Raw genomic sequence first — 18917 nt, 5'->3', positions numbered from 1 at the left:
ACCTTCGCCCCCGTGCCGCCCGGCCCACTGGCGGGCTCCTTGCAGTTGTTGCCCGTCAACGCCGCCGTGGTGGCGGTGCACACAACCGACGGCGCGCATGTGGGCTCGCTCAAGCTGGTCGGCGGGGTGTGGAAGTTCAAGGCCATGGGTTACGACGCTTCTGGCCGCATGGAGCCTGGCCATGGGCCGCTGACGGAGCAGCACAACATACAGTTCGCCACGCCCGACGCGGCTGAGGTGAGCGCGCGGTTGCTTGGCGCTCTGGGCGACCAGCGCTAAGCGCTGCCGAAAGAAAGGCACGAACCCTACCGCTGGAGGCACCACCAGCAACAGTCAGGCAGTAGCTCCCCCCTGAATGCCCCCGGCGGAGCCAGCCGATGCACCGGTGGCACTTGCGGAATTGCCAACCCCGCTAGAATCCGCGGTCTTCGAAAGAACCGTCATGGCCATGCCATGCCCATGGAAGGCTTTCATACTTTGGACCCAATGGGGGTGAAGATGGACAAGCCTTTCATTTCTCTGTGCCCGGAGATCACGCGGGCCGACGCGCTGACGTTGATGGACTGGTTGGAAGACGAGGACGTGACGCGCTTCCTGAGCGACTCGCGCCACGTTTCCCGCTTCATCGAGCAGGTCATCGGGCGGGTGCAACTGCCCATCTTGACGCATTTATTCAACCAGGGCGGCCGCTTCTTCATGGCCTATGACCGCCACGACGTTCCTGTGGGGTTTGTGCGCCTCGTCAAGCAGGGGACGGAGTGCGAGATGGTGCTGGTCATCGGCAACCGCGACAACTGGGGCCGCAAACTGGGCGCCAGCGCCATCCGCGAGGGCTTGAAGCTCGCTTTCTTTGACATGCAGGCCGAGAAGCTCATCGCCAAGATCCACCCGGACAACGTGCGCTCGGTCAAAGCGTTTCTGCATGGCGGCTTTGTGCTGGAGAGCGAGTCGCCAGTGATGAAGTCGTTGTCGATGAGTTCGGAACGTTATCTGAGGCTTCTGCGGGAAAGCCCTGCAGCCCATACCTCAGACATTTACATCACCGAGATCGACAAAGCCCGGCTCAAGAATCTGGTGGAGGTAGAGCACGGCCCCACCGTGTTTGAGCTGGAGCATGAGATCGAGCGCGCCATCGTGGTCGATCCGTGGAACGTGGCCGATGATGTGGTGACGATGAACTCCAAGGCCCTGCTGCACGTGGACGACGAGGAGCGCGAGGTCGCGCTGGTGTACCCCGAAGACGCAGACGAGCGCGCCGGAAAGCTTTCGGTGCTCTCCGACATTGGCACCGCGATCCTGGGCTACCGAGCGGGCGATGCCTTCAGCTGGCGGATGCCGAATCGCACCTGCCACATCCGGATCGGCAAGGTGCTGTACCAGCCCGAAGCGGCGGGCCACTACCACCTGTAGGGGGTGCTTAGCGCCGCCATCAGGCTGCCCAGGCAAGCGCCTTCGGTGCGGGGCTACGCATTCGGCTGGCGGGTAAATACGCTCACTTGATAACTATCAATTTCATAGCTTCCAGCGCTTACCCATCAAGCGCTAGAGGCCAATTTTACCTCAAATCAGCCTCAATCTGGCGAAGGGCTGGACTGGCACACAAACTCCACCGCCGCACACACCGCAGCCACCTGCGCCTCAATGCACTGCTCGGGCGTGGCGCGCGGGCTGTCGGGGTACACCTCCGTCGTTGTCGTGTAGCGTGCGCCGCTGATGCCCGCGCACAGGCCCCACTGCTTCATCGGGTAGTGGATGACGCCCGGGGCCACCACGGGCGAGCCGATGATTTCGTTCTTGTCGTCCGCGGGCGCGATGTGCGTCACGCGGCGGACGGCTTCAATGATGGCCTGCTGAAACGTGGGCTGGGGGTTTTCGGTGTCGTCCACCAGGTAGAAGCCGTCGGGGATGCTGCCGGGCTCGAACACCTTGTCGTCGCGCGCGGCCACGGCGGGGCGGTATGCGGATTCGTCGGTATCAGTGGTCTCGTGCAGGTTAATGTGGGCGGCGAACTGGCCCTGCGGCGGTGCAGGTGCATGAGGGCGGCTGACTCCTGCGCGGGAGAGCCATCGCGGAACGACCGGTTGGGGTCGATGGCGTCTAAGTTCCAGCGCTGAAACCGCTCGTACACCCAGGGGCTGACGCAGGGCACCACCAGCAGGTTGGCGCGGACTGCAAAGCGCTCGGCCTGCGTGTCCACAAACCGCAGCGCGCCGTGCACGCCACTCGTCTCATAGGCGTGCACCCCACCGGTGACGAGCACGCTGGGCAGGCCGGGTTGCCAGTGGCGGCTGCGCAGGGCCAGCAGGGGAAAGCGCTCTGCCGGGTGCTGTGTGTCGGCATAAATCACATCGCCGTACATCTCCACATCCAACCGGCCCCGCAGTGCCTCAATGGCCGTGAGCACGTCGTCGGCGTAGCTGCGCTGGCGCAACTGGCGTGCGCGCCACTGGTCGCGTTCTGCGGCGCCCCAGAGTTGGCCGGGCGTGCCGATGGGATAGTGGGCGGTCGATGGCATGGGTGCGTGGGATGGAGTGGCTGGTGAATGGGCAAACCCGCGACTGACGGGGTAGACAGGCCCAACGAGGCCAAAGGGCTTGTCGCAGGACGTTCTTAAAATGCCGCGATGCCCTCCCCCACCCGCTGGCCGCTCCAGCTTGTCGCCCCCTTTCTTTTGCTGGCCTGCGGTCTGGCAAGCGCCCAAAACGCTCCAAACGAGGCCTCTACGGGTGCTCCGGTGGTTCGCGAGCAGGCCGCTGTGCCGCCGGGCGCAAGCGAAGCGGGTGCGGCGCCCACGCCAGTCATCGCACCCGCCATCGCACCGGGCACCGCACCGCCTGCACCCGCAGCAGTGCCTTCAGCGCCGGCCCCTGCAGAGGCGCTGTCAGGCAACGCCCGACGCATTTATGAGCTGTCGCGCGACAAGCTGGTGCAGATCCGCACGCTGCTGCGCAACTCCAACACCCAGGCGTCCACCGGCTCGGGTTTTTTTGTGTCGGCCGATGGGCTGATCGTCACCAACTTCCATGTGGCGAGCCAGCTCGCGCTGGAGCCCGAGCGCTACAGCGGCGTGTACGTCACGATTGATGGGCAGCAAGGCGCGGTCGAGCTGCTGGCGTTTGACGTTCAGCACGACCTGGCCGTGCTGCGCGCCAAGGCCCGGACGGCACCCGCGCCGGTGCTGAGTTTTCGGCCTGCGGCCGACGCCATGGCCCAGGGCGAGCGCATTTATTCACTGGGCAACCCGCTGGACATCGGTTTTGCCGTGACCGAGGGCACCTACAACGGGCTGGTGCGGCGCAGCTTTTACCCGCGCATCTTCTTTGGCGGCACGCTCAACCCCGGCATGAGCGGCGGGCCGGCGGTGGACGATGCGGGGCGGGTGCTGGGCGTCAACGTGGCCAAGCGACTCGATGGCGAGCAGGTGAGCTTTCTGATACCCGCCGAGTTCGCCCAGGCGCTGGTGCAGCGCGCCGCCCACGCCCAGCCCATCGCCCAACCGGCCTACGCCGAGGTGACGCGGCAGTTGCTGGTGCACCAGCAACTGCTGACCGAGCGCTTCTTGCAAACGCCGTTCAAGGAGCAGCGCCACGGCAGTTACCTGGTGCCGGTGCCAGACGATACGCTTGCGCGCTGCTGGGGCTCGGGGCGCGACCCGGACTTTCATGCGCTGAACCTGGAGCGCACCAAGTGCCAGGTCGATAGCGATGTGGTCGCGGGCGACTTCAGCACGGGCATGGTGCGGCTGAGCTACGAAGCCTACGACGCGCCAACCCTGGGCGCCGCGCGTTTCGCCCGCACCTATTCGCAGAGCTTTGGCAACGAGCCCTTTCTCAAGCGCGGCAACGGCCGCCAGACCGCTGTCGAGTGCACCGAGCGCTACGTGGACCAGGGCAGCCTGCCACTGCGGGCGGTGATCTGCATGTCGGCCTACCGCAAGCTGCGCAGCCTGTACGACATGACCGTGTTGGTCGCGACCGTCAACCAACCGACGCGAGGCGTGCTCGGCCGCCTGGACGTGCGTGGTGTCGCTTTCGACAACGGCCTCAAGCTGGCGGACCACTACCTGCGGGCGTTTCGCTGGGAGGCAGCGCCATGACGCAGCTACTCGCGCTCATTGAAGCCTTTGACCGCCACGGCACCCTGCTGGCGCGCGCGCCCGTCACGCGCTGGCCCTTCACCGTGGGCCGAAGCCTCGACTGCGACCTGGTGCTGGACGATCCGCACATTGCGCCCGTGCACCTGCGCGCCGATCGCCCGATGGAAGCCCCGCGCCTGGTGAGTATTCAGGTGGGCCAGACCGTGAACGGTGCCACGCTGAGGGGCAAGCGCTATGGCAGCGGCAAGTGGTTTGACTGGCCCGGCGGCGTACCGCTGGAAATCGGCCGCACCCGCCTTGCGCTGCGTCTGGCCGACGCACCGGTTGCCGCCGAGCAAGCCTTGCCCCCATCCTCGCGGCACAACGTGGCTGCCACGGTGCTCCTGGTGGCGCTAACCGTGGCCGCAGCCCTTGGCTCGTCGTGGCTGGAGGCCAACGACGTTTCGAAATACCTCCAATCGCTGCCCGGCTTGCTGCTCACCTTGGTGGTGGTGCTGGGCGCCTGGTGTGGCCTGTGGGCGATTGCCAACAAGGTGTTCGACCACCGTTTGCAGTTCTGGCGCCACGTGCGCATCGCCTGCACGATGGTCTTGGCGGTCGAGGCGGTGGATGGGGCGGCCAGTCTGGCGGCTTTTGCCTTCTCGTGGGAGGCGCTTTCGCGCTTCGACTACCTGCTGACATCGCTGGTCCTGGCGGCTGGTATCTATGCGCACCTGGCCGCCGTACTGCCGCGCCGCCGTGCCGGCCTGGCGTGGGCCGTGGGCGCAATGGTGCTGCTGGCCGTGCCGGCGTGGCTCGGGACGCAGTGGCTCGATCGCATGCGCCTGTCGAACGAGCTCTACATGAGCAGCCTTTTCCCGCCAAGTCTGCGGGTTGCGCCGGCTGTCCCTATTCCGCAGTTTCTGCAGGAAACCCAGGCGCTGCGCGGCCGGCTGGACCGCCGTCTGCTCAGCGATGGCCATGCGGACGACGACAAATAGCAGCGCCGTAGGCGGTTCGCCCCGCCCCCTCTTGCTGAAAGGCTTAATGGCGGGGCGCCACACCCATTATTTGCCGGCAGGCTGGCGGTTGATGCGGCGCGTGGGTTGCACGGCGCGCGGCCCGTCGCCGCAAGCCAAGCGAACCGCCTGCTGTTAAAAATTCAAAATTGGTAGCTGCTTGCGCTTGCTGCGTAAGCGCTAGAGGCCGATTTGACCTAATAAATGCGCGGACGATTACACTGCGCCGCATGCCCCGCCGCCGCCGCGCCCACCACCATGTCTATGTGGTCGAACTGCACCCGGACGTGTTGCTGGAGGCCAAGTTCCGCAAGAACAACCCAGGCTATATCGACGGCAAACCTTGTGTTTACGTGGGCATGACGGGCCTGGACCCGGACGTGCGCTTCGACAAGCACAAGGCCGGCATTCAGGCCAACCGCTACGTCACGCGGTACGGCCTGCGCCTGCTGCCGGACTTGTACGAAGGCTTCAACCCCATGGGCTACGAGGACGCCGTGGACAAGGAGATCGAGGTGGGGATCGACTTGCGCTCTGCGGGGTTTGGGGTGTGGCAGGCGTGAGGGCTGGGAAGGCCGTTGCGCTTTCGGCTTGCCAGCGCCGCACCCAAGGTTCCGGGATGGGGGTCTGAGCACGCGTTTCGCTGCGCGAAATCGTGATCCGACCCCCATGCCTGCGCTGCTCGTCTGACGCCAGCGCGCTCAATCGCCACCGTTATCGAGCGGCGACTCGCACTGCGTCTGCCCTTCACTCTTGGCGCCAGGACCGTTTTTTTCCGGCATGCGCGCACCGATGTGCGGCTGCGCCCGCTGGCGCGCCAAATCCACCTGTCTTTGCCGCTCGGCCAGGCCCACCAACGCTTGCGCGCTGCGCGTGCCGTGGCAGTAAGGGCAACTGATGCCGCGCTCGAACAGCGGCGAGGCGATCTCGTCGGGCCCGAGCGGCCAACGGCATGAGCGGCACAGCTCGTGGTGGCCGGGCGCGAGGCCATGGCCGACGGACACACGCTCGTCGAAGACAAAACAATCGCCGTGCCAACGGCTGTGCTCGGCCGGAACAGTTTCGAGGTATTTGAGGATGCCGCCTTCGAGGTGGTACACCTCGTCGAAGCCCTGCGTGCGCAGGTAGGCGGTTGATTTTTCGCAGCGAATGCCGCCAGTGCAAAACATGGCCACGCGCGGCTTTTGGCCACCAGCGCCAGCGAGCGCACCGCCGGGCTGGGCCTCGCGCTCGACCCAACCGGGCAGTTCGGAGAAGGTTTTGGTCAGCGGATCAATGGCGCCTTCGAAGCTGCCGATCTTCACTTCGTAGTCGTTGCGCACATCGATCAGCACCACGTCGGGCTGGTCGATCAGCGCGTTCCAGTCGGCGGGTTTGACGTAGGTGCCGGCGTTTTGCGCGGGGTTGAGCCCTGGCACGCCCAGCGTGACGATTTCGCGCTTCGGCCGCACCTTCATCCGGTAAAAAGGCAGAACCTCGGCGGTGGCTTCCTTGTGTTGCAGGCCCGCCAGCCTTGGGTCTGCGCGCAGCCAGGCCAGCACCGCGTGCACCCCCTCAGGCGAGCCGGCAATGGTGCCGTTGATACCTTCTTCCGCCAGCAGCAAGGTGCCTTTGACGCCGTGCGCATCGCAGCAGGCCTGCAGCGGCGCGACCCATGCGGCGTAGTCGGGCAGATCGACGAATTGGTAGAGGGCGGCGGTGAGGTAGTGGGGCATTGGAGGGAAATCATAGCGAGGGCACCCGGCTGCCATCGCGCTGCCCGGCCCTGCGGGCCAAGCGTGCGCGCAGTGGAGTGGCTCAGCGCCCACACATCCAATACGCGTGAAAGCACCGGCGCTTCGGGTTCAAACAATGGCAGTCAAATCGTCCTCTAGGGAGGTTCTTACATGAACGTCCCTAGCACTTATACAAAAAGCGCTAGCCCGACGACTGCCGAAACGCCATCACCGCCTGGTTGCGCAGGGTGCGCAGCATGGCCAGCTCTTTTTCATCGACCACCAGGCTGCCCAGCTCTGCCTTGTCGGCATAGATCATGCCGAACGCACGCCCCTTGAGCAGCAACGGCAGGATCAGAAAAGTGGGGGCGTCGACAGCCTTGCGGTACCAATCGGGCAGGCGCTCGGCGATGCGGGGTGCACTGGCGTCGCTGATGAGGGTGTCCGCCCCCTTGGCACAAATGGTGGCGAACAGGTCTTGTTCGCCACCGATGTTGCCCACGGGCACGCGAAACAGCTTGACGGCGCCCTCCACGCCCACGCCCAGCCCAAAGCGACCCGTCAGAATATCGCTCTTGGACTCACGCATGCAGAACACGATGCGGTGGAAGTCCAGCGCGCGAAACATGGTCTCCAGAATCATGCGCAGCACGTCGCTGAGCTTGAACTCTTCCACCATCGCATTGGTGATGTCCTGAATACCGGCGGCCAGGATTTCCGAGACTTGCTCGTTGCCTTGCGGGTCCGCCTCCGGCGAGGCGGGCAGTTTCTGGGTGGCCTGTAGCTCGGTCGCGGCAAGGGCATCCTGCCCCCCGGTGGACGTTGCCGGCGCTGGCACTGGTGCGTCGCCGGCTCCCTGGAGCAACTGCGCCGCGCGGGAATTGGCGCGCACGGTAATGGCCATGGCCTGCGCCAACTCAACGAGCTTCTTGCGCGCCGTAGCCGTGGCAGCCTGCATAGCGTCCACGCTCAGCCCCAGGGTCCTTGCATAGGTCCGGGCGACCCGGGCAATGCGCACGTCCACCTCCCGTGGATCGGTGTGCAGCATGGCATCGGCCATGTCGTTGGCGGCGCGTGCGCTCCAGCGCAAACGTTCCAGTGCGTCGGCTGGAACCCGGCCGGGTGGCTCGCCGGGCGGCCGCACGATGCAGCGCTGGATGCTCTCGGGCAGGCCCCAGGCCTTGGCGATCCCCAGACCGAGCGCCTCGTAGGTAATGCCCAGCACACGGGTGGAGGCGACATCCTCATCGACAGGCTCGCGCACCGCAGTGACCAGCTTGCGAACATCGGCTGCCTCTTCTGGAAAATAGAACTGCGCCAGCATGCGTCCAAGGTTCTGAAACAAAGCACCAATGAAGGCCTCTTCGCCTTCTTTGGTAGAGCGACCCATTTCGCCCGCGACCGACCCGGCCATCAGGGCACACAGGAATTCCTCCTTGAGCAGATGCGCGTTGGATTTGTCCTGCATGTGTTCAAGCAGCACCAGGCTGAGCGCCATGTTGCGAATGTTGTTCAGGCCCACCAGGCTCACCGCGCGCGAGACCGTGCCGATGCTGGTGCCGCGTGCATAGTGCGCGCTGTTGACCAGGCGCAGCAGCTTGTTGGTCAGCGCCACATCTTTCAGGATTTCGTTGGTGACGCTGCTGACGCTTTCCTTGTCGGAAGACGCCATGCTTTGAATCTTGCCAATCGACTCGGACAGCGCCGGGAAATCGCTCTTGCTGCGCATGCGGCGCAGCAGAAATTCGAGGGTGCTGTTCTGCATGGCGGAGCTGGGCGCTTGCGCCTCATCCGTGTGCGCGCCGGACCACTTGCGCAAGGCATCGAGAAATGCCTGTGCGCCTGCGTAGCGCTGCTGGGGATCAAAGGCCGTGGCGCGCAGCACGATGGCCCGCAGGGCATCGTCCAGCCCTTCGAGCAGCCCTGCGGGCAGCTGCAGTGGCTCGCGGGCAGCACGCTGCAGGGCTTTCATGGCATCCGTCCCGGTTCTGATGGGCTTGCCCCACAGCACTTCGGCCAGCAGGAGCCCGGCGCCATACACGTCCATCAACGAGGAAATGGCTTCGCCCCGAATCGCTTCGGGCGCCATGTAGCCGGGGCTTCCGGCCGCATCCTGCCCCTTGGCGCCTGCCTGCGCGCGGCCCATGCGGGCGGCAATGCCGAAATCCATGACTCTGGCCCGCCCATTGGTATCGAGCAGCACGTTGGAGGGCTTGAGATCGCGGTGGACCACGCCACCGGCGTGCGCTACCACCAGGGCACTGAGCACGTCCTGCAAGATGGGTACCGCCGCGTTAGCGGGGATTGCGCCTTGCCCTGCCAGGCGCTGGGCCAAGGTCTGCCCTGCCACGTATTCAAACACCAGATAGGGCTGGTGCTCGTGCACATCGGCTTCAAACACCGGCACGATGTTGGCGTGCGTCAGGCGGCTGACGCTGCGCGCTTCCTGCAGCCATTGCTGGACGGCGGATGCCTCCTGCGGGGGCACCGGTTTCATCTGCTTGATGGCGACCTCGCGCTCCAGGCGCGGGTCAAATGCCAGCCAGACCTGTGCCTGTGCCCCCTGCCCCAACATTCGCTTGAGCTCAAAACGACCGATGTGGGTTTTCATGGGAGTTGCGGCTGACCAAATATCTCTGTGAAGTATGGCATGTGCTGCGCCTCTCGCGCCCCTGCCGAAACCCTGAAAGCACTACCGCGCAATGGCCGACAAACGGTGTAAATGCCGTCAGCGATGGCCTGAAACAGCCTCGGCAGATTCCAGCCACTGCTCGCGCAGCGCCGTCTTGAGCACCTTGCCGTAGTTGTTCTTGGGCAGCGCCTGCACGACGCGGTAGTGCTTGGGCCGCTTGAAGCGCGCCATCTGCGCCAGGCAGTGCTGGTCGAGCGTTTCGGTGGTGGTCGCGGCGCCGGGTTGCAACACCACGAAAGCGACGACCACTTCGCCCCAGGCCGGGTCCGGCGCGCCCACTACGGCCACTTCTGCCACGCCGGGGGCGGTGAGCAGGACTTCTTCCACCTCGCGCGGGTAGATGTTGGAGCCACCGCTGATGATGAGGTCCTTGCTGCGGTCTTTGAGCGTAAGAAAGCCATCAGCGTCCAGACAGCCGACGTCGCCGGTAAACAGCCAGCCACCGCGCAAGGCCGCCGCCGTGGCCTCGGGATTGCGCCAGTAGCCGGCCATGACGCTGTCGCCCCGCACCAGCACCTCACCCACCTCGCCCAGCGGCAGCTCAGCGCCGTGTTCGTCGGCCACGCACAACTGCACCGGTGTCTGGGCGACGCCCACCGAAGCGAGACGTTCCAGGTAGCGCGGATGCGCGGCGTCCGCCAGTTGCGCACGCGAGAGCGCGGTGGCGACCATGGGCGTTTCGCCCTGGCCATAGATCTGTACAAAGCGGGGCCCCATGACCTGGAGCGCACGCTGGATGTCCGCCACGTACATGGGCGCACCACCATAGACAATGGTCTTGAAGGCGCGGGCACAGGCCTGCTGGTCCAGTCCCGCCTGCTGCGCGTGGTCCACCAGGCGATTGACGATGGTGGGGGCAGCAAAGGTGGAGAGGCCGCCCAGTTCCCAGCCCAGCGCAAACAGCTCGGCCGGGTCCACCCCGCCGGACTGGGGCACCACGTGGCGCGCACCCGCCATCAAATGCGGGATGGCATACAGCCCGGCGCCGTGCGACATGGGCGCGGCGTAAACGATGGCGTCCTGCGCGGCCACCGGGTCCACGTCGATGAAGTACGTCAGCCCCATGGTCATGAGGTTGCGGTGCGTGAGCATCACGCCCTTGGGCCGGCCGGTGGTGCCGCTGGTGTAGAACAGCCAGGCGACGTCGTCCGGGGCACGCTCGGCGGTGGGCACGGCCCACGGGTCATTCACCGGCGCCAGCAAGGCGTTGGCTTCGGGCGACTCGACGTCGATTTGCCGCTCCAGCCCAGCCAGCAGTCCGGGCGCCACATCGGCGGTCACGAAGCCCCAGCGCGCCTGGGCGTTGTCCACGATCCATTCGGTTTCGCGCGGGTGCAGCTTGGCGTTGACCGGCACCACCACCAGGCCGGCCCACCAGGCGGCGCACAGCACCTCCAGATACCGAGGGTGGTTGCGCATGAACAGCAGCACCCGGTCGCCGGGCACCAGACCCGCGGCGCACATGCGCCCGGCCAGCGCGGCACTGCGCGCGGCCCATTCGCCGTAGCTCGCCCAGGGCTTGCGGCCTTCGAAGATGGCGGGGCGATCGGGGGACAGGCGGGCGTGGCGCTGCAACAGGTGAATGAGGCTCATGCCAGCATTTTCCATGCTCCCCGCAGACAGCGTGCAGACCCGCCCAGATAATGCAGCCCATGGACCTGGCGCATTCCCTCTTTCCTCTGGGCTGGCAGCACTACCTGCTCGGCGGCGTACTCATTGGCACCGGCGTGGCGCTGTTGTTTGTGCTCACCGGCCTGGTGGGCGGCATGAGCACGGTGTTCTCATCCACCTGGTCGTTCGTGGTCCAGCGGCCATTCTTTCAGCAAGCCAGATTCACCGATTCGCGCGGTTGGCGGTTGGTCTTTGCGCTGGGACTGGTGCTCGGCGCCTTGCTGTGGTGGCTGGTCCTTGCCCATGGCGCACCGCAAACCACGGGCCTGCCGGCATGGCGTTTGCTGCTCGGGGGTGTCCTGGTGGGCTACGGCGCGCGGCTGGGCAATGGCTGTACCTCAGGCCATGGCATTTGCGGGCTGGGCTCGCTGCAGTGGCCCTCGCTTCTGGCCGTGCTGACCTTCATGGCCACGGCCTTCCTCACCGCCAATTTGGCCGCAAGGTGGCTGGCATGAGCGCGCAACGCATGAACCTGCCGCGCTTTGTCACCGTGCTGGTGGCCGGCGCGCTGTTTGGCTTTGGCCTGGCCGTCTCCACCATGGTTCGGCCCGAAGTGGTACTGGGTTTCCTGCGCTTTCAGGATTTCGGGCTGATGCTCGTGATGGGCGGCGCCATGGGGGTCACGCTGGTCGCCTACCAGTTGGCGCCGCGCATGCTCTCGCGCCCACTGATCGGAGAGCGCTTTCACCACCACGCCAGCGTGTGGAACCGCGACACCGTGCGCGGCGCTGCCCTGTTCGGCATCGGCTGGGGCCTGTGCGGCGTCTGCCCCGGCCCGGCCATTGCGGGTCTGGGCACTGGCAACTGGACGCTCTTGTGGGCGCTGGCCGGCATTGCCCTGGGCGCACTGGCCCAGGGCCTGCGCGCCAGGCACCAATAAATTGGTAAATTGGGGTCAGACCCCAGTTTTCTGCACTACAGCCACCGGCGCACCTGGCTGCGGTAGGCGGTGTAGGCGGCGCCGAAGCGCTCGGTGAGCACGCGCTCCTCCGGCAAGATCTGAAAACGTGTGATGTAGGCCGCAAACGCTGGCGGCCCGAGCAAGGCCCAGGGTGCGGCCAGGTACAGCGCCAAACCCAGCAGAATAAGCACCAACCCAAGGTACATGGGGTTGCGCGTGATGCGGTAGATGCCTGTCGTCACGACATGCGTGCTGGTGTGCGGCGCCATGGGGTTGACGGTCGTTTTTGCCCGCCTGAAGGCGACCAGGCCCGCCAGGTCACAGCCGACGCCCACTGCAGCAAGGACCAGAGCGCCGCCTACGCGTACACCTGCCGGCAGCGCCAGTACAGGCCCGAGCCAGAGCGACGCAGACACCATGGCTGCAGCCGTAATGGCAGCGACCAGTGGCGGAGGAATTTTGAGTTCGAGGGCAGACATGAGCGGCACAACATTCAAAGGGTGGTACCCACCATGATGCAAGCTGTTCATCGGGCACACAAAGGGTATAAGGCACTTTAGCGCACTGCTCCAAGCCCGACGCGCCGGGTATGCTCCTCGTGTCGAAACCCGCACCATCCCACCATGAAAAAACTCCACGTCACCATCGAACTCGAAATGTCCGTTCCCGACGATTGGGAACTGGCCGACACCTCCGAGGGCACGCCCGTGCTCAAGCTGCCCGATGGCACCTACCTCGATCTGACCATCGAACCCCTGTTTGCCGCCAACCCGGAAGACACCTGGGCCAGCGCCGACGATGACGAAGTACTGAACGATTTGCTGGACATGGTGGACAGCGAGCTCGTGCGCTATGAATTCGTGACGCACTGAAGCACATAGCTTAGCCAGCCAGCGCCCGCGTGCGCACACTGGTAGGCTTGCCAACCATGCCTGCACTGCGCTACACCCCCGATTCATCCCCCACGCTTGGTATGCCGTCCCGTCGCTGGGCACTGGCCGGTGCGCTCGCGGTGGCGACCTGGCCGGCACTGCGGCCTGCCTGGGCAGCCCCCGCCAATCGCACTGACGGCCCGCTGCCGCGCACGCTGCAGGTGCCCGGCGGCGTGGCGCGCCTGGCGCTCGGTCCGGCGGCTGCACGCCCACGCGCCTTCACGGCTGCCACGGACGGTGCCAGCGAGGTGCCTTTGCTGGTGCTGGGGGACCCCAGGGGCTGGACGGCAGTGCTGGGCATTGCCCTCTCGGCCAGTACCGGCGCGGCGCAGATCCGCGTGGAGGACGCAGGCGGCAGCAGCCGCACCATTGCCTACACCATCGCGCCCAAGCAGTACCGCGAGCAGCGGCTGACGGTGGCACCGCACACGGTGGATTTGTCACCCGAGGACGAAGCCCGCTGGGAACGCGAGCGCGCGCACCAGGCCGGTGTGATGGCCACGTTCAGCACGCCGCTGCCGCGCAGCCTGGCCTTGCAAGTGCCGGTGCCGGGCCGGCGCTCCAGCTCATTTGGGCTGCGCCGGGTGTTCAATGGCCAGGCGCGCAATCCGCACAGCGGCATGGACATCGCTGCCGCTACCGGAACGCCGGTGCTAGCGCCGCTCCCGGCACGCGTCATCGACACGGGCAACTACTTTTTCAACGGCAACACCGTGTGGCTGGACCATGGAGGCGGCCTGCTCACCATGGACTGCCACCTGAGCGCCATCGACGTGCAAGTGGGAGACACCGTGGACGCAGGTCAGCGTGTGGGCGCTGTCGGCGCCACCGGCCGCGTGACGGGGCCACACCTGCATTGGGGCGTAATGCTCAACCGCTGCATGGTGGACCCTGCGCTGTTTCTGCCAGCTTGACGCGGGCATCAGAGAAACATCGCCAGGCGATCCCGGTCCAGTTCGCTCAGGGTTTTCTGCCCCAGTGCCATCAGGGTCTTGGTGGCTTCTGGCGTGGCAACGTCAATCCCCAGGCCTGCCTGCGCCGGCCAGTGCGCGTCAATGCGCAGGTAGCGCTCTTCCAACAGGTCTTCCATGACTGCCTCCACATGCTGCTGCTGCACCGAGATCAGAGTCAGGATCAAACGCCCCTCGCTTAGCCAACCGACAGCTCCGGCGTCGGCCTCCACATTGTCGGCGGGCTGGTAGCCCATGGTGGCGGTGCCTACGGCGAGCATGCGCACCTTGGCCTGCTTGGCGCCCATGAAGTGCTGCGCCTCGTGCAGCGCCACCTGATCTGGCGCCACGGCAAAAAGCCCGCCATCGGCGTACAAGCGCTCTCCCACCTTGACGCACGGAAAATACGCCGGCGCAGCGCAGGTGGCGAGCGTCACGTCTACCGCGGACAGTGCCTCGTCGCCCAGCGAGCCCTGGGTATGGGGCGTCTTGAACACCTTGGTGACACTGCGGCTGACGTCCACCGCCGGAACCACCACGGCGTGTTGGGCGTCGCCCATGGTGCGGTCGCCAAAATGTTTCGCCAGTTCGCGCCGCAGGGCTTCTCCGGTGTACTTGGGGCCAAGCACCGAACGCGTCATGTCCAGCAGGCGCGTGACCGTGCCACCGGGCAGGCGGCGTGAGGAAAACACCTCTTCGCCACGCTCGACAAAGAGCCGCACGATCTGCGCCATCGGCACTTCGAAGGCCAAGGCCATCGCCAGCAGGCCGCCAACGGAAGTGCCGGCAATCAGGTCAAAACGCCGGCCCAGCGGTTCCCCCACCCGGGCTTCCAGGTCAGCAAGAACCACGGCGGTATACAGGCCCAGATACCCTCCCCCGCTGAGCGATAGGATGCGAAATTCGTTGGGGCTGGTCATGCTGGGCATTGCGGGCGGGGCATAAAAAAGAACAGCGCTTGCTTCGCCCGGACAAAGTCTTGGGCACTGCTGCGTCTGGCAGGATCAGGTCCGCGTGGAATTTCGACCTGAAACTACCTCAGGGCCGCCCTCACGCGCAAACATCCAGTCGGTCACGGCCTGCTCAGGCATGGGGCGGGCGAAATGGTAACCCTGCGCTTCATGGCAGTGGTAGAGGCCCAGGATGCGCGCGACCTCCTCACTCTCGACACCTTCGGCAATGACGCGCAGTTTCAGGCTGCGCGCCATGCTGATGATGGCGCGCACGATGGCAGCGTCTTCCGGATCGCTGACGATGTCGCGCACGAAGGATTGGTCGATCTTGAGCTTGTCCACCGAAAAACGGCGCAGGTAGGCCAGGCTCGAATACCCGGTGCCGAAGTCATCGATCGACAGGCACACCCCCAGCGCCTTGAGGCGGCGCACCGTCTCCAGGTTGTGGTCGGCGTCGTCGAGCAGCAGCGATTCGGTCAGTTCCAGCTCCAGCCGGCCGGGGTCCAGGCCCGATTCCTCCAGCGCCTGCGTGACGCTGGCCAGCAGGTCGCCGCGCTTGAACTGCACGACCGAGAGGTTGACTGCCATGGTCAACTCGGGCAGGCCCGCCTGCTGCCAGCGCATGGCCTGCGCGCAGGCTTCGCGCAGCACCCACTCACCAATTGGCACGATCTGGCCGCTGTCTTCGGCCGCCGGGATGAAACGGCCGGGCGGAATCAGCTCGCCGTCGCTGCGCTGCCAACGCAGCAAAGCTTCAAAACCCACCACCACCCCGCTCGCCAGGTCGATCTGCGGTTGGTAATGCAGCACAAATTCCCGCTGGTCCAGCGCCCAGTGCAGGGCCGAGCGCATCTTGAGGTTTTCCAGCGCCTGGACATTCATCTCGCCGGTGTAGAACACGTAGGTGTTGCGTCCGGCGTCCTTGGCGCGGTACATCGCCGTGTCGGCACGTTGCAGCAGGGTATCGAAGTCGGCCCCATCGTCGGGCCAGAGTGCAATGCCCATGGAGAGCGTCGCCGCCAGCTCGTGGCCTTCAATATGAAAAGGTCGGGCGAGCGCTTCGATCACCTTGTCGGCAATGCGCCCGACCGATTCCACGTCCTGCACGTCGGTAAGCGCAATCAGGAACTCATCGCCGCCCTGGCGGCTGATGGTGTCGGTGTCGCGCAAGGTGGTGGTGAGCCGCTCGGCCACCTGCTGCAGCAGCAGGTCTCCCACCGGGTGGCCCAAGGTGTCGTTGATGGTCTTGAAATGGTCCAGGTCCAGGTACATCAGTGCCAGCTTGCTGCCACTGCGTTCGGACCATGCCTTGGCCAGGTCAAACCTGTCGCGAAACAACACGCGGTTGGGCAAATGGGTGAGCGGGTCGTGGTGCGCCAGAAATTCAATGCGGGCGGCATTTTCCTTGCGCTCGGTAATGTCCTGCACAAAGACAACCACGTGCTGCTCTTCGTCGACCTCAATGAGTTCCGCCGACAGGCTGACCTGCCGGTGCTCGCCACTCTTGCAGACCCATACGGCCTCGAACTCCAAGGTGGAGCCTTTGCGCCGCAATTCCTCGCGCCAAGCCTCGCGCACCCCCAGATCGGCCCACAAACCCACCTCCAAGATGGTGCGCCCCACCAGCTCGGCAGGCGACCAGCCGAACCAGGTGGTGTAGCGATCGTTCACTTCCACGAACATGCCATCGCGTACGCGTGAAATGGAGGCGGCCAGCGGGCTGGCGCGGAAAGCAACCTTGAAGCGCATCTCGCTCTCGCGCAGGCTGGTGATGTCCTGGAGTGCTCCGCCCAATGAGAGCGGCTGACCTTCGCCGTCGCGCTGCACGCTGCCGCTGGCAAAGCCAACGCTGAGGCTGCCGTCGACACGGCGAAAGCGAAACTCGATTTCGTAGGCGGCGTCACCCGCCAGCGCATCGTCCACGGCCTTGCGCACCCGCGACCGGTCCGCAGGCTCGACATGGCTGAGAAAACCCTCGAAACTTGGTTTCACTTGGCCCGGCGCATAGCCAAAGCAGGCAAAGGTTTCGTCGCTCCAGTGCAACTCCTGGCTGGCGATGTTCCATTCCCAGTGCCCCACGCGTGCAATGCGGGCTGCTTCGCGCATGCCGCGCCGTGCTTCCTGCATCTCGGTGATGTCATGGAACAGCTCCAGCTTGCTGATGCTGCCGTCCGCATTCTTCAGCGGAATGTCAAAAAGATCGTAGGTGCGCCCCTTGGGAGACACCCATTGCCATTGCACCATCTTGCCGGCGAGCACCTCGGGGTTCTTGCACCAGGTGCATGGCGAGGCATTCTGGTGAAAATAATCGTGGCACTTGCGCCCCATCACGTCGCCAAATTCGCGCTGCAGCGCTGGGTTGATGTATTCGATCTCGTACTCGGCATTGACGATGTACACCCCGTCGGGCAATGCCTCCAGAATATCGAGCAGGCGCTGGCGCTCGGCGGCGAGCTTTTCTGCAAGCGACTCGATGTGCTTGATCTTGCTGATTTCGGTCCAGGTCAGGACCACTCCGTCGCCCTGGCGGTCGGCGTTGAAAATGGGCAGCATGCGCTCGAACACCCAGCGCCCGTCGGGCAGCATGGCTTCGCGCTCTACGCGCTGTTCGCCGCTGGCGCAGCGGCGCAGATCGTCCAGGAATGCCTCCTGCGCACCCAGGCGGTAGCGGATATCCCCCACGGAGCGGCCGATGTCACTGGCCCGCAGCGCCAGGAAGTCGTTCACGCCGGGGCTGAAGCGCCGTACGCACAGGTTCATGTCAAGGAAGACGGTGCCAATCTCGGTGCTGTCAAGCAGGTGGTCGTAATCGCGGTTGAGGGCATCGAGTTCGTCGTTGCGCTTCTCCAGTTCCTTATTGAGTGCGTACAAGTCCTCGTTCACGGATTTGAGCTCTTCATTGGTGCTCTGCAGCTCCTCGTTGGACGCCGTGAGTTCCTCGTTGCCCAGGTCCAGGCGCTCGTGGCTGGCTTGCAGTTCCAGCACCATCTCGTGCAGGCGCTCGCGCGTCGCGTCCAACTCGGCTGCCAGCCCTTCAGGCGTTTGCGCGGACTCCAAAGGCGGCATGGACGGAATCGCCGGAACCGCCTGGGCATTGACCGTGTGGGCATCAAAATTGCGGTGCAGCACCGCCGGTTGTTTGCGAAACAGCTTGTGCGTGCGGTCCACGACCGAAAACGCGCTGGACTCAAACGCGCCGACGTTCTCGCTGGCACCCAGCAGCAGAAGACCCTGTTGCTTGAGCGCGAAATGCAACTGCGACAAAGCCCGGAACTGCGCCTCGGGCTTGAGGTAAATCAGCAAATTGCGGCACAGCGCCAGATCAATGTTGGTGAATGGTGGATCTGAGAGCAGGTTGTGGCGGGCAAACACCAGGTGGCGGCGCAGGCTGGTATCAGCGCGCAGGCTGCCTGCAGAGTCGGCCTGCAGGAAGCGGCGCTGCAAGTCCTCCGGCACCGAGGCGAGGGCGTCGGCGGCGTAGCGCCCACGCGAGGCCTGTGCCAGAACTTCTGGCGCCAGATCGGTGGCGAAGACCTTCACATTGCCATGAAACCCCAGGCGCCCTGCGGCGTCGAGGGCCAGCATGGCGATCGAATACGCCTCCTCGCCGCTGGCGCAGCCGGCACACCAGATGCGCAGATCCTCGCCCGGGTTGCGCCCGCGCAGCAAATCCGGCAGCACTGCGCTGGCCAGTTGCTCGAACACCTCGGGGTCGCGGAAAAACTCGGTGACGTTCACCAGCAGCTCGGCGCTGAGCACTTCGCGCTCAGCAGCCTGCTGGTGCAGGAGATCGAGATAGTCACTGGGGCTTTCAACGCCCAGCCGGACCATGCGCTGGCGCACCCGGCGGGTCAGCGTAGTCGTCTTGTAGCCGGCAAAATCGATCCCGCAGAGCCGCCGCAGCAGATCGAGCATCTCGCCCAACTGGGGCAAAGACTCTTCTACCGCCTCGGTCCACTGTCCAGAATCTTCGGGCTGAGGCTCAGGCACGTCCATCCGGCCATTATGG

General features: G+C 65.2%; 17 protein-coding genes. 9 read left to right on the top strand and 8 right to left on the bottom strand.

What is annotated here, in order from left to right:
* Positions 1 to 279: hypothetical protein (locus tag AC07ZH_RS19115; protein ID WP_495200915.1), on the top strand; the 279-nt coding region annotated here is incomplete at its 5' end.
* Positions 280 to 498: 219 nt separating this feature from the next.
* Positions 499 to 1410: a bifunctional GNAT family N-acetyltransferase/nucleoside diphosphate kinase regulator gene (locus AC07ZH_RS19110; protein ID WP_495200914.1), complete on the top strand. Its 912-nt coding sequence runs from the start codon at positions 499 to 501 to the stop codon at positions 1408 to 1410.
* A gap of 161 nt (positions 1411 to 1571) precedes the next feature.
* Here AC07ZH_RS19110 and AC07ZH_RS19105 read toward each other — a convergent pair whose 3' ends face one another.
* Together AC07ZH_RS19105 and AC07ZH_RS19100 are read right to left on the bottom strand one after the other, a co-directional pair.
* The gene (locus tag AC07ZH_RS19105) at positions 1572 to 1823 is read right to left on the bottom strand and encodes a hypothetical protein (protein WP_495200913.1); all 252 of its coding nucleotides are present in this window, start codon (positions 1821 to 1823) and stop codon (positions 1572 to 1574) included.
* Positions 1820 to 2515 carry a M14 family metallopeptidase gene (locus AC07ZH_RS19100; RefSeq protein ID WP_495200912.1) on the bottom strand — a complete coding sequence of 232 codons (696 nt, stop codon included), beginning with the start codon at positions 2513 to 2515 and terminating at the stop codon, positions 1820 to 1822. Before AC07ZH_RS19100 ends, AC07ZH_RS19105 begins: the two co-directional genes overlap by 4 nt.
* Positions 2516 to 2623: 108 nt before the next feature.
* On the opposite strand from AC07ZH_RS19100, the gene AC07ZH_RS19095 reads away from it, so the two are divergent.
* The 3 genes from AC07ZH_RS19095 to AC07ZH_RS19085 all read left to right on the top strand — a co-directional run bounded on the left by AC07ZH_RS19095 (position 2624) and on the right by AC07ZH_RS19085 (position 5657).
* Positions 2624 to 4096, top strand: a complete 1473-nt coding sequence (locus AC07ZH_RS19095; RefSeq protein ID WP_495200911.1) for a S1 family peptidase — start codon at positions 2624 to 2626, stop codon at positions 4094 to 4096.
* Positions 4093 to 5076 (top strand): FHA domain-containing protein, encoded by a 984-nt coding sequence (locus AC07ZH_RS19090; protein WP_495200910.1) that lies wholly within the window; start codon positions 4093 to 4095, stop codon positions 5074 to 5076. Before AC07ZH_RS19095 ends, AC07ZH_RS19090 begins: the two co-directional genes overlap by 4 nt.
* Positions 5077 to 5324: 248 nt before the next feature.
* Positions 5325 to 5657 (top strand): hypothetical protein, encoded by a 333-nt coding sequence (locus AC07ZH_RS19085; RefSeq protein WP_495200909.1) that lies wholly within the window; start codon positions 5325 to 5327, stop codon positions 5655 to 5657.
* 138 nt (positions 5658 to 5795) lie between these two features.
* On the opposite strand, the gene trhO is transcribed toward AC07ZH_RS19085, so the two are convergent.
* The 3 genes from trhO to AC07ZH_RS19070 form a co-directional block, all read right to left on the bottom strand.
* Positions 5796 to 6809 carry an oxygen-dependent tRNA uridine(34) hydroxylase TrhO gene (trhO, locus tag AC07ZH_RS19080; protein WP_495200908.1) on the bottom strand — a complete coding sequence of 338 codons (1014 nt, stop codon included), beginning with the start codon at positions 6807 to 6809 and terminating at the stop codon, positions 5796 to 5798.
* 202 nt (positions 6810 to 7011) lie between these two features.
* On the bottom strand, positions 7012 to 9420 hold the full coding sequence (locus AC07ZH_RS19075; RefSeq protein WP_495200907.1) for a protein kinase domain-containing protein: 2409 nt from the start codon (positions 9418 to 9420) through the stop codon (positions 7012 to 7014).
* Positions 9421 to 9537: 117 nt separating this feature from the next.
* Positions 9538 to 11094 (bottom strand): class I adenylate-forming enzyme family protein, encoded by a 1557-nt coding sequence (locus tag AC07ZH_RS19070; RefSeq protein WP_495200906.1) that lies wholly within the window; start codon positions 11092 to 11094, stop codon positions 9538 to 9540.
* 59 nt (positions 11095 to 11153) lie between these two features.
* Between AC07ZH_RS19070 and AC07ZH_RS19065 the strand changes: the two genes are divergently transcribed.
* Both AC07ZH_RS19065 and AC07ZH_RS19060 read left to right on the top strand, forming a co-directional pair.
* Entirely contained in the window at positions 11154 to 11627 is a 474-nt protein-coding gene (locus AC07ZH_RS19065) for a YeeE/YedE family protein (RefSeq protein ID WP_495200905.1), read from the top strand.
* The gene (locus tag AC07ZH_RS19060; RefSeq protein ID WP_119108166.1) at positions 11624 to 12052 is read left to right on the top strand and encodes a DUF6691 family protein; all 429 of its coding nucleotides are present in this window, start codon (positions 11624 to 11626) and stop codon (positions 12050 to 12052) included. Before AC07ZH_RS19065 ends, AC07ZH_RS19060 begins: the two co-directional genes overlap by 4 nt.
* Positions 12053 to 12087: 35 nt before the next feature.
* Here the strand turns inward: AC07ZH_RS19060 and AC07ZH_RS19055 are convergent, their stop codons facing one another.
* The gene (locus AC07ZH_RS19055) at positions 12088 to 12552 is read right to left on the bottom strand and encodes a methyltransferase family protein (RefSeq protein ID WP_495200904.1); all 465 of its coding nucleotides are present in this window, start codon (positions 12550 to 12552) and stop codon (positions 12088 to 12090) included.
* A 144-nt stretch (positions 12553 to 12696) separates the two neighbouring features.
* Between AC07ZH_RS19055 and AC07ZH_RS19050 the strand changes: the two genes are divergently transcribed.
* Both AC07ZH_RS19050 and AC07ZH_RS19045 read left to right on the top strand, forming a co-directional pair.
* Positions 12697 to 12945, top strand: coding sequence for a hypothetical protein (locus tag AC07ZH_RS19050; RefSeq protein ID WP_119108168.1), 249 nt, complete (start codon positions 12697 to 12699; stop codon positions 12943 to 12945).
* A 56-nt stretch (positions 12946 to 13001) separates the two neighbouring features.
* The gene (locus tag AC07ZH_RS19045) at positions 13002 to 13919 is read left to right on the top strand and encodes a peptidoglycan DD-metalloendopeptidase family protein (RefSeq protein ID WP_495200903.1); all 918 of its coding nucleotides are present in this window, start codon (positions 13002 to 13004) and stop codon (positions 13917 to 13919) included.
* A gap of 8 nt (positions 13920 to 13927) precedes the next feature.
* On the opposite strand, the gene AC07ZH_RS19040 is transcribed toward AC07ZH_RS19045, so the two are convergent.
* Both AC07ZH_RS19040 and AC07ZH_RS19035 read right to left on the bottom strand, forming a co-directional pair.
* Positions 13928 to 14875 carry a CBASS cGAMP-activated phospholipase gene (locus tag AC07ZH_RS19040; RefSeq protein ID WP_158606131.1) on the bottom strand — a complete coding sequence of 316 codons (948 nt, stop codon included), beginning with the start codon at positions 14873 to 14875 and terminating at the stop codon, positions 13928 to 13930.
* Positions 14876 to 14959: 84 nt separating this feature from the next.
* Entirely contained in the window at positions 14960 to 18904 is a 3945-nt protein-coding gene (locus AC07ZH_RS19035) for an EAL domain-containing protein (protein ID WP_495200902.1), read from the bottom strand.
* Between the last annotated feature and the right edge of the window lie 13 nt (positions 18905 to 18917).

It is taken from the genome of Simplicispira sp. GW247-4R2A (assembly GCF_059424465.1).
The sequence above is the reverse complement of the archived record's forward strand: the minus strand, read 5'-3'. Positions and strand labels throughout refer to the sequence as shown.